Below are 17,328 nucleotides of genomic sequence, written 5' to 3' on the forward strand. Positions count from 1 at the left end.
AACGACGTTTATTCAGAATTAGATAACATTAGGATAGGTCTTGTATACAAGATAAGTCATAAAGACAAAAAATAAACCGCCCCTAGCCTGAGAAACTTGGACGGTTTATTTTAGTTCATATTCAATTGAAAGGGGTACAACTTAGTACCACTCTTTATAATGTTATTGTAGCATAGGTGTTAACAAATTTCAACTAAAGTTAAAGCCCCTATAATTGATTATAATTTAAAGATCTACATATTTCTTTAAAAAGTGGTTCACATTTAGATAAATTTGGAGGTAGAGTGGTTTCATCTGTGATAAGTAAATTTAACTCTTCTAATAATCCAAACAATGATTTAGGCGTATATAAAAACATTTTAGAGTAAGCTGTTTTATATCGATCAGATACACCAGTTGTATGCAATTCTTTTGAGGTAATTGTTATGTATTCTTCTACAATATCCAAGCCCCTGTTTGAAAATAATTCAATTTGTTTCATTTTTCTTTGTTGATAATTCACAATAATTATTGTGATAATTGGTGAAATAATTGCAACAGCTAATGCAATCCAAGCTGTTTTTGTATTCTTATGGGTATTAGCAGTTTGCGAAGTAAGAGTAATAAAGTTCATGTCTATTCATCCTTTACGTAACTTTGATATTAAAATTTTAACATAGCATTAGCTAAAAAACAAATCAAAAAAGGGACGGTCAAATTTTACATTTGTTTTTAATTCAAAAGGAATTGCAGAAGAAGTATTGGAGAGTATTGATGAAGAGATTGTTACGTAGCAATGAAAAGTTGATAAATGACTGTTAAGATATTAAATTAAATATTATTTGCAGGTTGTTTAGGTGCTATTATGAAAAGCATTTGAAATTATAATTGGTAAAAAAGAAAAAGGGGAGAATAAAGAATGAGAAAACAAAAGAGAAAATTAATTATCGTATTATTTATGTTTATTGTTTTATTTACTAACAAACAAGAAGTATTTGCAATTGAAGGAACTGAGAGTATCACTTATGATGAATTATGGTCCGGAGATTATAAAATTTTAAATTATGTTATTAAAATAGATGTTAATAAAGATGGATCTCTAAATGCAGAGCACTCCGTACGTGCAGTAGTACTAAATAATGAAGAAGATACTATTAAAATAAATATAAATAAAACAGATTGGGAAATTAGTGAAATAGTACCAATAAGTAATAATTTAAAAAAAGTATCTATGGTCCAAGAGGAAAGTGACAAGGATATAAAGTGTGAGTTTAATAAAGTGTTTGAAAAAAAAGATATAGTTGATTTTAAATTTAAAACACGTATAGTTAATTTATTTATGGTAAACTATGATAAAGGAGAAGCAGTTTATGACTTTAAACTTGGAAATTTAATAGATATGGGAATCGATAACATAAAAATACTTTGGAACAGTGAAAATATGCTGCGAGTCTTATCTGATAAGAAGGAAAATAATTATTATGCATGGGAGTATTCATTAGATTCAAGAAATGAATATAAAGTCGAAGTCATATATTCATCTCAAGCTTATGATTATACATTTGAAAATAATTGGAGTAATCGACTGGGAGAGTGGAAGAAATCTTTAAAAAAGTATGGAAATGTATATATTTATATGATAATTGGAGTTCCTATATCTATCTGGATTGCAATTAAAGAAGGACGTGCAAGGAGAGATGTAATAAGTATGTATAAACAAAAATATGGGAAAGATTGGTGGAAGGAATATTTCTGGTTGGATTAGATAATTATTTATAAATTAAAACTTTACAATAACACCATTTTATAATATAATTACTCAATGTACTGTATACATACAGTACATCCCCAAGTTAATTTCCCGGGTTCGATGAACTCGGGGATTCCCCAATAAATAATTACGTGCATAGCCGATAAAGTTATGCACTTTTTTTAATTTTAAATCCCATACAAAGGAGAAATCAAGATGGCTATTTGGAATCCATGGCGAGGTTGTCACAGATATAGTGAAGGATGTAAATTTTGCTATATCCATAAAGGAGATAAGAAAAAAGGAATAGACACTGATCAAATAATTCGCACAGACAAGTTTTATGCCCCTATTGAAAAGAAGAAATCAGGAGAATATAAAATGAAGCCGAGCCAAATGGTATATTTATGCTTTTCCACAGATTTTTTGATTGAGGATGCCGATTCTATGCGTAAGGAATGTTGGGATATGATAAAAGAACGGTCTGATTTAAATTTCTTATTTCTTACAAAAAGAATAGAACGATTTATGGAGTGTGTTCCTATAGATTGGAATGATGGATATGATAATGTAACGGTTGGGTGTACCATAGAGAATCAAAAAGCAGCTGATTATCGCTTATCTATATTTTCTTCTCTGCCAATAAAGCATAAGGATATTATTTGTCAGCCTTTAATTGAATATGTAGATATTGAGAAATATTTAAATGATATTGAGTTAGTTGTAGTTGGAGGCGAGTCTGATAAAAAGGCACGTCCTCTCAATTACGACTGGGTATTAGATATTAGAGAACAGTGTATGAGAAATAATACTCATTTTGAATTTCGACAATGTGGCACAAATTTTATCAAAGATGGGAAGATATATCACTTAGCTGTAAGGGACTTGTTCAGCCAGGCTCGGAAAGCAGATATTAATTTATGATATGATTTGATAATAACTAAATATTTTATAAAAAAAGCAGTAGTTAATTACTACTGTTTTTTATTGAATATTAGTGTGAAAATTATTCGCCAATATTCTACATATGTTGTGAAAAATGTATAAAAATGTAAAAAACATAGAAAATTAAAAATATTTGAGTTATAATTAATATGTTTTTTGATTTATTAAATTAGGGAGGATGCTTATGAAAAAAAGAGGGATATCAAAATGCGTAGTAGTAGCAATATTTATTAGTTTGAGCTTTACAATTCAAACGAAAGCTAAGACTTATGAATATGACAAGTTAAATAGGTTAATAAAGGTGATTTATGATGATGGAAGTTATATAAAGTATTCTTATGATAAAAATGGTAACATAGAAAAAATTAATAAATATATAATTAAATCAAAAGATGATACACCGAACGATAGCAAAAATAAAAAGCCAAATAATACATCAGATAATACAAAAAATGATAACTCAGAAGACAATACAAATCAAAGTTCAAATGATACATCAAGAGATAACATAAATCAAAATCCAAATGACACATCGAGTAATAATACAAATCAAAATTCAAATGGCACATCAAGTGATAGCACAAATAATCAAAATCCAAAAGACACATCAAGTAATAACACAAATCAAAATTCAAATGGCACATCAAATGATAATACAAATCAAAATTCAAAAGACACATCAAGTGATAACACAAATCAAAATCCAAATGACGCAATAAGTGATGACACAAATAAAAATCCTAATAATATCTCAAATGAAAAGGAAAGTTCAAATGACACTTCATCAGAAGATTCTAAAGAGGAGAAAAATTCATTTTTTGATAAGCTAGGAAAAGCAATAGAAAAAGTAGCGAGCGGAATCGTAAATGCTATAAGAGATTTTTTTATATTTATTTTTTCTTTATTTAAGTAAAATATCTAAAATAACTAATGATAAAAGGGTGAGTTAAGGAGAATGAAATTGTTTGCAAATTATAAAAATACAAAATTAAAAAGAATAGTAGCATTAATATTAGCGATTTGTTTATTACCATTGTCAGATTTTGTAGATGTCAGAGCAAAAGAAATAAATATACAAAATGAGGAAAAGCCAAGTGAAAAAAACGAAAAGCAGAAAGAATTAAATGCTACAGAAGACGGAGGCAATAAAGAAAATGAAAACGTTATAGTAAAAACTTTTCCTATACATAGTGAAATAAAAAAAGATGGAATTACTTTAACGTGGGAAGCAATAGCTGGTAATGAGGTTACTTATAAAATATATCGTAATGATACATTATTAAGCGACACCAAAGAATTAGAATTTTCAGATAAAGATATTTCAGCATCAACGGACTATTCCTATAAAGTAATTGCACTGGATAAAGAGGGAAAGACTCTTGCTGAAAGTGAAATTACTAAAACAGTAGTTCCTGATAAAATGGAGATTACAGGAGACACAACTTTAACAAAGAATGAAACCGTTTATAGCCTTGATGTTAAAGGTGGAACATTAAATCTTAATGGATATAAGTTGACAGTTATTAAAGACGCAAATTTATATAGAGGACTTCAATTTTCGGATGGATCATTGTTTTGTAATGGAAATGCAAATTTCGATAACTTAGTTGAAGTGAATATGACAAATGCAAATGATTATTTATACGTAGGCGGTAATTTTACATGGAATAGTGCATATACTTCTTATAATAAACTTACAAATGGAGTCATTGAAATAAAAGGAGATTTTAACAGTAATATATATGATTCTTTTATTGCATCCAATCATCATAAAATTTTATTAAGTGGTGAAAGTAAACAGACAATCTCGATGAAAGAGGGGAATTCTTGCTTTAATACACTTGAATTGCAAAACTATAGTGAAGAAGGGATTTATTCAGAATCTATTTTTCCCTATATAGAATTAATTCGTAATAATTGCCGTTTAGAAATTAATGGTCTAGATGGACAATATGGTTTTAAATTGGAAGAAGATGTTACCATAGAGGGTGATTTTGCCCTTGGTATGGATACGTTAGATTTAAATGGGCATATATTAACGATTAAAGGTAATTTGATTCAGTCTGGTGGAGAAGTCTTTATCAATGCTGGTAAATTATTTGTAGAAGGTGATTATAGAATACAAAGACCTATAAAAACTGGAAATGAGACAAGTGTTAGTTATGGAGTCAGTTCAGGTACTCTTAAGATGACAAATGAGAACGATTATATTTGCGTTTTAGGAAATTTTTGTACAGATTCTCAAATAAATCATACAGATAAGTTAACCAATGGTATTTTGGAAGTGAAAGGAGATTTTACTCAGTTAAAAACGAAATCATCCTATAATTTTATGGCTTCACAAAATCATAAAGTAGTGCTTAGTGGAGAAAAAAAACAAACAGTTTCATTTTCAGTATGTACAATTGATCAATCGCAAATATCTAATCTGGAGATAACGAATCAGAGTGATGAGGGAGTTGAATTTAAAAATAGGCCTTACGTAAAAGGAAATGTAACAGATCATAAAAATAAAGTGTTAGGATATATTTCGATTGGCAGTAATACAGTTTTGACAGATAACTCTTTTCAAGGAGGGATCTGTAACTTAGAGCGTTTGGAGATAAAAGAACCATGGTTTATTGGTGGAGATTTTGAATTAAGGGAGGATATTACTATCTCTAAATCTTTAAATGTTGAAGGTGACTATAAAGCTATATTAGGTAGAACTAAAATGGAAAACGGAACCTTGATAGTAAAGAAGAATTTGGAATGTATTTATGGTTCGTATAATGATACTAGTATAAGTATGACACATGAAACAGATAAAATTAGGATTTATGGAAGTTTTAAATATAATCCATATTATTCCTCAGATATAACAGCCGGTATCATTGAAATCAAGGGAAATGTTGAAATCAGCAGGCTTTTTTCACCTTCCGGTTCCCATAAAGTTTTATTAAATGGAGATAAAAAGCAAACGATTAATATTGCAGACAGCTGCTGTTTCAATATACTAGAAATTCAAAATCATAGTGAAGAAGGCATATATTCTGTAACATCTTTTCAGAAAGCATCATTAATCAGAAATGGATGTAGATTAATTTATGGAGATATGGAAGGTGTTTTTGGATGGACATTGACAGAAGATACGGTTATTAATGATAATTTAATCTTAATGGATGATACATTAGATCTTAATGGTTTTACTTTAACGGTAAAAGGGAATTTTATTCAGTCTGGCGGAACTGTAAATATAAATGGAGGAAAGTTACTTGTCGAGAAAGATTACCGCATGCAGATACCTACCGGTAAGGAGGGTAATTATACATATAGTGGTTGCTCGTCTGTTTTGAAGATGGTGAAGGATAAAGATTATGTATTAGTCAAAGGTAGTTTTTACTTTCATTCTTATATGGACCATAACAATTTATTAACGGATGGAATTTTAGAAATTCAAAAAGATTTTTACCAACCGCAAGAGGGATCTTCTACTTATTATAAATTTATAGCTACGAAAAATCATAAATTATTATTAAGTGGAGATGGAAAACAAATTATTTGTGCTGCAAAAACGCAGGTAAATAATCTGCAAATAGCTAATCTTGAAATTACCAATAACACTTTGGAAGGGGTAGAATTTCAGAATGAACCTTTTGTTATAGGAAAAATTACGGATCATAAAAATAGTGTAAGTGGAACTATTGCAGTAGGAGGAAACCTTAATTTAGACAATGGTTATTATGGAGGAAATATTAGTATTGTTAAAGATACCTATGTAAACAATGAGGCGCATATAGGAGGCAATGTATCAATAAATGCGAGTCATACTTATCTTTATGTAAATAATAAATTAATAATAGATGGGAATTATTTACAAAAAAGTGGTTGTTTATTTATGAATAATGGGTATTTGCATATTCAGGGTAATTGCACGGCTTTAAATGAATCATGGGGTTCGTATGGAATAAAAATGACACATGCAGCTGATTACATAAAGGTAGATGGTAATTTTAATTATTATTATGGGTATAAAGGTGAATTTAACGCAGGTACTTTGGAAGTAAAAAAAAGTTTAGAAATAAATAATAATTTTAAAGCATCTGGAACTCATCGAATTCTTTTGAGTGGTACAAGTTTACAAACATTGAATATCGATGAACGATCCAAACTAAATATACTGGAATTAAAAAATTACAGTAATGAAGGGATTTATTCACCTACTATTTTTAATAAAGAATCTTTAATTAGAAACGGATGTAAATTTAAGTGTGGAGATATTGAAGGAGAATTTGGCTGGCAATTAACAGATGATACAGTATTACAAAAAGATTTTGTGCTGGTTGATGATACGTTAGATTTAAATGGACATACATTAACCGTAAAGGGGAATTTAATTCAGGCTGGTGGAGTAATAAAAGTCAATGGTGGTAAACTGATTATTGAAGGTGATTATAGAATACAGGTAAGAAAAGGAGAAGAAGGTAATTATACTTATGATAAAAGTGCGGGTTATCTTTTGATGAATCATGCAAAAGATTATGTTTTAGTACAAGGAAGTTTTTATACAGCGTCTATTGCAAATCGAAATGATAATTTGACAGACGGTGTGTTGGAGATAAAAGGGGATATACAACAGATCGATGAAGTGACGCAATCTTATAATAACTTCTATTGTTCTAAGAATCATAAAATACTGTTAAGTGCGAAGACTGGACAAACTGTAAAATTTACAAGTCAGGGGTATTCCAGAATACAAAATCTAGAGATAAAAAATGATAGTAAAGAAGGTGTCAAGTTTATTAATCGTCCATTTGTAATGGGAACGGTTGTAACGAATAATAACGAAGTGAATGGAATGATATCCATTGGTCGAACTACCTTGTTTTCTGATAATAGATTTAGTGGTGGAATTGCCTTTGTTGAAAGTCTTGATATAAAAAATACATTTATTGTCGAAGAAGATGTAGAAGTTAATGATAAAATATACATTTCCGGTGAATTAACGGTTAATGGGAATTATAGAAGTTCTTCAAATGGATTAACTTGTATGGAGCATGGTAAGTTATTTATAAAAAAAGATTTGGATTTCACCTATTATTCAGGTGGAATTGAAATGGAAAATGAAGACGATTTTGTCAGAATAGATGGAAAATTTTTATATAGCTCGTATTATAATAAGAGTTTAATTGCAGGTACGATGGAATTAAATGGTGATGCTTTAATATCAAGAAATTTCTATCCAAAAGGAAATCACAAGGTTATATTAGGCAGTGATAAAAAGCAGACAATAAAGTCAGAAGGTGATTGTAACTTTAATATATTAGAATTAAAGAATTATAGTAATGATGGTATTTATTCAGAAGAACCACTTTTAATTAAAAAACTGATTCGGAATGGTTGTAAATTAGTATATGGAAGTGTAAAAGGTGAATTTGGTTATACATTAACAGAAGATACGGTAATAGAAGGGGATTACACTCTTATTGGAGATACATTAGATTTGAATGGTCATTCATTGACGATTAAAGGAAATTTTCTTCATGTGGCTGGAAATATAATATTTCATGGTGGAACTTTGGTTGTTGAGGAGGATTATAGATTCCAAAGTTATAAAGAAAATAGCGGAATAAAAACTTATATTCCTAGTGCTGGTAATATAACAATGAATCATACCAATGATAGATTTACGATAAAAGGAAATTGCATTTTACAGAACAAGGATAGTATGAGTGATTGGTTTTATAAAGGGACGTTAGAAATTAAAGGGAACTTTACACAAATTGGAAGTTATAGTTTTAGAAATAATTTAGAGCATCAATTTTTATTATCTGGTTCTGAGTTTCAAAATCTTACTTTTAATACGACACCATTAATAAGTAATTTTATCGTTACTAATACAAGTGAAAAAGGTGTGCATTTAAATAAAAATGTTTATATAAATAATGCTATTTCAGATTTAAATGAAAAAGTTACAGGTACAGGTGTAGCAATCATTAATTTCGCAAATCAATTAAAAGATGGGATTTGGGGTGGAAATCTAATAATTTCTAAAGATAGTAAATTAGATAAGAATATGATAATAGGTGGAAATCTTACAATAAATGCTCCCTTCAATGTTGATAAGTATACAGTTTCTGTAGGTGGAAATTTTTATTTAGATCAAAACTCCAGATTAATTATGCAGAATCCAGAAGCGTATGTAAAAGTAGGTAATGATTTTACAATTGATTCTTACAATTCTCATAATGGTTCATTATCAGATGGAGTATTAGAGATAAAAGGTGATTTCAGACAATTAAGAACTACCAATTTTATAGCAACAGGTAATCACAAAACAATTTTTACTCGAAAATTAGCTGTTTCTGGTAAAGCGTTTATTCAAACGATTCACTTTAATAATGTTGGAACAGCAAAATTTCATACATTAATATTGAAAAAAGATTTGGCTTCCGGATATCAATTAAATTGCGATATTAACAAAATAGCAGATGAAATCCTTTATGAGATTGAAGATATGAAACCACCATCAAATATTAAGACACTTACTAAAAGTCAAGTTACATCTTCATCGGTTACATTAAATTACTCAGGAGCATCTGATGATACTGCAATTGTTGGGTATGCAATTTATCGAGATGGAACACAAATTGCTATTACGAGCAGTACAAGTTTTAAAGATAGTAGTGTAAAGCCGGATCAAACTTATACCTATACTGTATTTGCTTTTGATGATGCCAAAAATATAGCGGAGGATTCTCCTAAATTATCAGTTTCAACTCCTGCAGATACACAACCTCCATCAAAGGTGGAAGGATTGCAGGTTAGCAAAAGAACAGGTTCTTCTATTACTTTGAAATGGGATAAGTCAACGGATAACGTTGGTACAACCGGATATAAACTGTATCGAAATGGACAGATATTAGCTAATAATTTAGAAAAGACTACATATAAAGATGAAACTGTAAAAGAAAATGTTATTTATTCTTATTCTATAGTGGCGAATGATGCGGCTGGCAATCAATCTGAAAAGAGTGAAGAAGTAGAAAGTGCCGCTGCTATGCCTCAAATTACTTACCTATCTCCAGAAGATAATAGCAGGATGAGTGGAAATGATATGAATCTTGTTTTACGGTTTAAAAACGTTGGAAGTAGTGAAGACAGTAAAGTTAATATTGAATATCAAGATGAAACAAGTAATGAGTGGGTTCCACTTACTCCTCAGAAGCTTAGTCCGAAAAAATATGATGAAAAAGAACTTTATGTAAGTTATAAGTGGGATATAAGCGGATTAAAGGTTAGTGGTGATTATAAAATTCGTTTTACACTGTATGATGCAGATGGGAATAAGGATCAAGAAATTTTAACTTATAATTTAGATAAAACAGCACCCAAAATACCTGCTGAATTTTCAGGTGAGGATGACAACCAAGTTGTAGTATTACATTGGAAACCTTCTATCAGTGCTGACTGCAACGGATACTATATTTATAAAAAAGCAGAGAGCCAAAGCGAATATCAAAAACTGGCTGCGATAGAAGGCAGAGAGACAATGACATTTCGCGATAAAGAGGTAGAGTTAGGCAAAAAATATTCTTATATTATTACTGCATATGATGAATGTAAAAATGAAAGCGAATCAAGTGAAACAGTAGTTGTACAGGCAGGAGAAGATAAAATAGCTCCGGAAATTGATGCAATGACCCCCGAAGGTGGAAAAATTACTGGAATTACCAATCTCTATGTACATGCTGTAGATAATCATAAAGTGAGTTCGATAAAGTTAGAATATAAAGAACTACAGGAAGAATCATGGAAATCCATGACGGAAAAAGAATGTAAGGATGGCCAGATTACATATCCATGGAGTACAGTAGGGCTAAAGGATGGAACATATCTTATTCGTGCATCGGTTAGAGATGATTCAGGGAATGTAAACATTAAATTAGTGACAAGAACTTATGAGATTGACAATACTGGTATCAGTAAGATTCAATTAGGAACATGTACTGCGGGCAGCTGTAATATCCAATTGACATGGCAGGATGTTAAAGAAGAAGATTTTGGTTATTTTCGAGTTGAACAATTAAAGGATGGGAAATTTGTTAAGGTTGCAGATGTAACGAATCAACTAGGATATGTTGTCTCCGGATTAAAACCGAATACGGAATATACTATGCGTGTAGTAGGTTATGATAAGTCAGATAATCGTGGGAATGAATCCGATGAAATAAAACTTAAAACGGTATCAGATACAACAGCACCATCTATACTTATGGTGAATCCGTCCTCATCCTATTTTAAAGATAAGATTCGCTTTTCCGTAAAAGTAAGAGATAATCATGGTGTAGATAAAGTAGTATTTAGTTATTCTACGGATAAGATAAATTATACAGAGGCAGCAAATGTTGCATCAAAAGAAAAAGCATCAGAAGAAACATTGACTTATGACTGGGATGTGAGCGGTCTAAAAGAAGGGGAAGTTTATGTAAAGGTTGAAGCCTATGATTTATCAGGCAATAAAAATGTCTTACTCAAAAATGGACAGGATATCATTGCTGAATATAGTATAGATAGGACAGCACCTGCAGCAGTTAAGGATTTAAATGCGGTCGGAGGAGAAGGATACATCAGTCTTTCGTGGAATGATAACGAAGAAAAAGATATTAAATCTTTTCAAATTTTTAGAGCAAAAGCGAAGGATGGAATCTATATAATTTTAGAATCCTCTTGTACAACGAAAAATTATTATGATACATCAGTAAAATCAGGAGAATCGTATTTATATAAGCTGGCTGTAGTTGATATAGCAGGAAATATTAGTGAGTTATCCAATGAGGCAGCAGGTACAGCAGTACCGGATACAGTTTCACCGGAAATTCTGGGATTATCACCAGGAGATGCTAGTATTGTCGGAGGGAAAGAAAAAATAACCATAGCGGCTACTGATAATGCTCAATTAAAGAAAGTGATTTTAGAGTATCAGAATACAAAAAGTTCAGACGGAATCTGGTATGAAATAGGTACTTGTGATACAAATGAAAGATATCAATATTATTCTACAGAATGGAATACAAAAGGTTTGACGGAAGGTTCTTACAAATTAAGAGCAAAAGCAATTGACTCCAGTGGTAATATAAGCAAAAGTTTTATTGTCACGTATACGTTAGATTTAACGGCACCAGAACCAGTATCTGTTACTACAAAACCATTAAGTTATATGGTTGGAATAACAATAGGAACCTGTGAAGCAGATGATTTCGAAAAATATAAGATTTATAGAAGAGAATTGTCAGAAACTTCTTTTACTTGTATTGCAGAAACAGCAGAAAATAGTTATCAAGATGAAACAGCAGAAGTAGGAAACAATTATTATTATAAAGTGGAAACCTACGATTCAAGAGGAAATTGTTCAGAATCGGCGGTTGTATCGGGATATGCCGGAAATTTTGATAATATTGCACCAAAAGCAGTTTTACCACAATCGATGATAGCAAAAGAAGGTTATGAAGTTGCCTTTGACGCAACGGCGTCGACAGATAATAACCGTATCATAAAATATTCATGGGATTTTGGAGATGGAAGTAAAAAGCAAGGTGCAAAACCGATACATACATTTAATAAATCCGGAAACTATACAGTAATTCTGACAGTAACGGATGCTGGTGGTAACGAAGATAAAACTTATACAACGGTGAAAGTTTTGGATAAAACCAATGTTGGTACAACAGAAGTTACGATACAGGACAAGCTGGGAAAAGCGATTCCGCGTGCTTATGTTTATGTAAAATTGAATGATGATGAGACGATAAATACAAGAGCAGATGATGCAGGTATCGTAAAAATTACTGCAGAAGCCGGTATCTATGATATCTCTGCATATGCACAAGGATATCAAGTAGCTGAGAGTTCCATTAAAATTAGTAGTTTTGAAGATTTAAAGAGTACTTTACAGCTCAATTCAGGAGAGGTTATAGAAGGTAAAGTTTCTGTCAAAAGAATGAACTTAGAAGAAATGGTTGAAGCTGGCGTAGATTTAACTGATCCAGAAAATATGTTGACCTACACGTTTGAACTGTCACTTGCTTTTGAAGAAGCGCCATTGCCCATTGAGTATACCTATACAGGTGGTTATGGTTCTAATAAAGAAATAAAATTATATGGCGGAAGAGGCGGAATGCTGATGTTCAGCGGCGACTATTCTGGCAAAAAAAATACATCGGATAATAACCATGAAGTTGTGGAACCGGACAAACCTGTATTGTTATTATTATCCACACAACAATCTGTAACATGGTTAAAAGAGATGTATGATGTACAACTTGATATCTTTAATACGGCACAGGAAGAATATAAATTAGAAAGTTCTACAGCAACGCTCAATCTACCAGATGGAGTTAGTCTTGCTGAAACGGCCAATGGACAAAATTTAATTCAAAGTATGGGAACCATTGGAGGTCAAGAACATAAATCAGCTTCCTGGGTGATAAAAGGTGATAAGAGTGGTAAATACAAAGTAGGTGCATCTTTTTATGGCACTATGATGCCTTTTGAAGCAGAAATAAAGGGTAATTTTGAAAGTGATACAGAGTTTGATGTAAAAACAGGAGAGGGAATTCATATTTATGTAATGCCAGAATCCTCTGCATTTGTAAATGAAAATTACTATGTTCAGTTTGCAATTGTAAATGAATCAAATAGAGATCTATATGGATTTAAAACGACCTTGGGCCCTTATATACAGCCAGCAGCCAAACAAGAAGTGGTTGTCAAAGATGAAGAAACAGGAGAAGAAATTGATAGAATTGTACGAACGAGTGGAGAACAGTATACAGTAACAGGCGCATCAGAAACAAGCCAGTTACCGGTGTGTTATAACGGAGATACAATAAAAGTAAATATATTATCACCAGGGGAAAGTGTTTATGGAACCTGGGTAACATCTATCCCAAATCGAATTGATGGAGATGAGTCTTATTTTAAGTTAATAGAAACAATAGTAACAGAATTAGAAGGAGCTAATACAGGAGTTGAAGTTACAGTCAAGCCAATACCGAGCCACATGACCAAAAGTCAGTTATTAGTCTCTATGCCGAAAGAAACTTATGGAGACCCGGTAGATACAACTACGGGTGCTTTCGCAGACGAAATTAATGCTCTAACTGTAAAAGGTGCAACAACTCTTTCTTTAGATTTATCATATGATTCTATGATGGCGCAACAAGCTGCAGATCAGGATATACAACAAGAAGAAGGAGAAGTAGGGTTTGGATGGAGTAGCAATTACGAAAATTGTATAAAGGCAGAAGGAGGAATTTTAAAGTTTTATGAAAATCCAAATTCATATGGAATTTTTGTCAGCGAAGAAAGTCTGAATGGAATCGTATATGGAAAACAAGTAGGTAAAGAAACCTTAGTTTCTAATTACAAACAGGGTTCCGGGAAATACATAGGTACGACAGCTGGAATGAAAGATTATTATATAATAAAAAATGAAGATGGTACCTATGAACTTCATTCGGATTCAGATTATACATTTTATTATACTCAAAATGGAAAACTGGCTAGAATAAAAGAGGTATCAGGTAAATCCGTATCATTTGAACATAAAGACAAACAAACGATTGTTAAAGAAGAGGTTTCGGGTAAAAAGCTATACATTCATTACAATGAAACAGGTAAGATTGTATCAGTAACAGATGATATTGGAAGAAAAGCTGGTTTTTCATACGATAATAATGGAAATTTAAAGACATTTACAAATGCAGCCGGGGAAAGTACGATATATAATTATGACCAAAATCATAGAATTATTTCCGCAGTGAATAATAATAATGTTACCTTTGTTAAAAATACTTATGATGAAAAAGGTAGAGTTTTGTCTCAGGAGGAAGCAGGATTAGCAGGGAAAGCTATGTTTTCTTATGAAGATAAAGATGAAAAAACGGTTATAAAGATTACCAATCATGTTGGTGATACAACGACAATCATGACGGATGAAAAGGGTAGAGTTGTAAAATCCATAGATCCGTTAGGTGCAGAATGTGTTTACACCTATGATAGAAATGGGAATCGTACTGGTGAAAGGCAGCCGGATGGAACAAAAGTAATAAAGCAGTATGATGAAGACGGCAATATGACAGTCATGTACGATACCGCATCCAATGCTACTTATATGACATATGATGAAAAGGGTAATTTAATTTCTACAAAGAATCAAGTAGGTGAAACTACATCCTACCAGTATGATGAAAATAATAATATGATAAGTTTGACCGCACCTAGTGGTACAACAACGACTTATGAATATAATTCTTATGGTCTCGTTGTTGCAGAAACTACAGCAGGACTGGGTACAAAACGATATTCCTATTCAGGTGGTTTACTAACATCTACGACAGATTATAATGGGAATATATCGATATGCAGTTATGATGGTGCCGGTAATCTAAAAAAAGTGGTAGATGCAGAAAATGGTGTGATAGAGTATTCATATGATGCAATAGGAAGAGTATTATCTATCAATTATCCGGAACAGGGATTTACAGGTTATGAATACGATGGTGTCGGAAATCAAAGATGTGTGATAGATGCAAAAGGAAATTTTACTCAGTATGAATACGATACTGGAGGAAGAAAAACGAAAGAAATAGCTCCAGATGGTTCCGAAATTTCATATACCTATGATGGAGAAGGAAGGGTTATAAAAGTAACGTATCCAGATAATACAACGACGACCTATTCTTATGATGGTGCTGGAAATGTACTTACCCAAAAAGAGCCGAATGGTTTAGAATATTCCTATCAATACGATTTGTGTGGGAACTTAATTCAAGAAACTAGTACAGGTGGAGCTGTTACAAAATATGAATATTATCCAAATGGTATTTTATATAAAAAGACCATGGAAGATGGACAGTCAATTCTCTATACTTATGATGGTAAATGGAATAAGATAAGTGAAACTGTGAATGGGAAGTATACGACTTCTTATCTCTATGATTGTATGGGAAAAGTAACTGCAATCATGGACCCATTAGGAAATAAAACGACCAATTCATATGACAATCATGGTAGGTTAATTTCAACTACAGATGCAAATAACAACACAACTACTTATACCTATGATGGAAATGGAAATTGTTTAAGTGTTACGAATGCTGAGAATGTTACAACAGAAATGAAATATGATGGTTTAAATCGACTAAAAGAAATTGTAACGCATACATCAAAAGGAGATATTAAAGTAAGTAGTTTCACATACGATAAGGAAGGAAGAATTAAGTCCTCAACGGATGCCGAGGGAAATTTAACAAGAGTGGAATACGATGCGCTTGGAAATGTAGTTCGAGTGTTCGATGCATATGGAAATATAATAAAAGAAAATACATATGATAATGTAAACCAATTATCAAAAAGTACAGATGCAAATGGAAGCGTTACACAATATAATCATAATAAAGCCGGTGAAGTGACAAAAATCATAGAATGTTTAAACTCAAATCTAAAAACTGAGACGGAATATAGTTATGATGTCCTTGGAAGAGTAAAAAAGGTAATAGATCCAGAAAAGGGAACAAGTGAATATACTTATGATCATGCAGGAAATATCACACAAGTGAAAGATCCAATGGGTGGAGTCACAAAGTATTCCTACGATTCTATGAAACGTATTACAGAAGTAGTGAATGCAATGGGAAGTAAAAGCACTTACAAATATAATGCGGATGGACTATTGGCAGAATCAAAGAATGCGAGACTTCAAAATACAACTTATACCTATGATAAATTAGGCAGAATCAGAACCAAAAAAGACCAAGCAGGAACGGTTACCTATACTTATGATAATGTTGGGAATATTGTTAAAGTAAAAGATAGCAAAGGTACGATTACAAGGGAATATGATAAGCTGAATCGAGTGAAAAAATATACGGATTGTAACGGAAAGACCGTAACATATAATTACGATGAGCTAGGCAACCGAATTGAACTGACGTACCCTGGTGGACAAGTAGTGCGTTATACCTACTATAAGAATGGCTGGTTACATACCGTAACAGATGCAGAGAAAAAGGTAACTACTTACACCTATGATAAAAATGGAAGACTGACAAATACAAAAAGAGCAAATGGTACCATAGAATCAAGGACTTATGATAAAGCCGGGAATTTAAAAACACAGCTAGACAAGAAAGGCAGTACTGTTTTAAATCGATATTCCTATCAGTATGACGCAAGAGGAAATATTACTTCTGTCTCACAAACAGAAAAGGAAAATATTGCAAGCCTTACTCAAACACAAATGAAATATGATAAGGCGAATCGTCTAATCTCTTATAATGGTAAACAGGTAAAATACGATGCTGACGGCAATATGACATATGGTCCACTAAACGGTACAATGACAACCTTCCAATACGATTGCAGAAACCGTTTGATACAAGCAGGCGACACCAAATATGAGTATGATGCAGAAGATACTAGAATTGCAGTACAGACCAAGAATATTCGTGAGGAATATGTAACCGATAAAGAAGCAGCCTATTCTCAGACTCTAAGTGTAACGACATATAAAAAGAATATACTAGGCATTTTTAATAAGAAAGAAGATACGACAACTTATATTTATGGAAATGGTCTTATAAGTGAAACGAGTAAAACGAATGTATATTTGA

The 17,328-nt window shown here is 31.8% G+C and carries 5 protein-coding genes; 4 read left to right on the plus strand and 1 reads right to left on the minus strand.

The window, feature by feature from the left end; translation table 11 throughout:
• Positions 1 to 208: 208 nt before the first annotated feature.
• Complete coding sequence (locus tag DWV06_RS10130; protein ID WP_115482071.1) at positions 209 to 613, minus strand: hypothetical protein; 405 nt, start codon at positions 611 to 613, stop codon at positions 209 to 211.
• A gap of 285 nt (positions 614 to 898) precedes the next feature.
• Here DWV06_RS10130 and DWV06_RS10135 point away from each other — a divergent pair, with 285 nt between their 5' ends.
• The 4 genes from DWV06_RS10135 to DWV06_RS10150 all read left to right on the plus strand — a co-directional run.
• On the plus strand, positions 899 to 1,744 hold the full coding sequence (locus DWV06_RS10135) for a hypothetical protein (RefSeq protein ID WP_115482072.1): 846 nt from the start codon (positions 899 to 901) through the stop codon (positions 1,742 to 1,744).
• Positions 1,745 to 1,945: 201 nt separating this feature from the next.
• Positions 1,946 to 2,653, plus strand: coding sequence for a DUF5131 family protein (locus DWV06_RS10140; protein ID WP_115482073.1), 708 nt, complete (start codon positions 1,946 to 1,948; stop codon positions 2,651 to 2,653).
• 205 nt (positions 2,654 to 2,858) lie between these two features.
• Positions 2,859 to 3,587 carry an RHS repeat domain-containing protein gene (locus DWV06_RS10145; RefSeq protein WP_115482074.1) on the plus strand — a complete coding sequence of 243 codons (729 nt, stop codon included), beginning with the start codon at positions 2,859 to 2,861 and terminating at the stop codon, positions 3,585 to 3,587.
• Between the two features lie 42 nt (positions 3,588 to 3,629).
• On the plus strand, positions 3,630 to 17,328 hold a 13,699-nt coding region (locus DWV06_RS10150; RefSeq protein WP_147289854.1), incomplete at its 3' end, for a PKD domain-containing protein.

The sequence above is a fragment of the Anaerosacchariphilus polymeriproducens genome (assembly GCF_003363435.1).
Taxonomy (GTDB): domain Bacteria; phylum Bacillota; class Clostridia; order Lachnospirales; family Lachnospiraceae; genus Anaerosacchariphilus; species Anaerosacchariphilus polymeriproducens.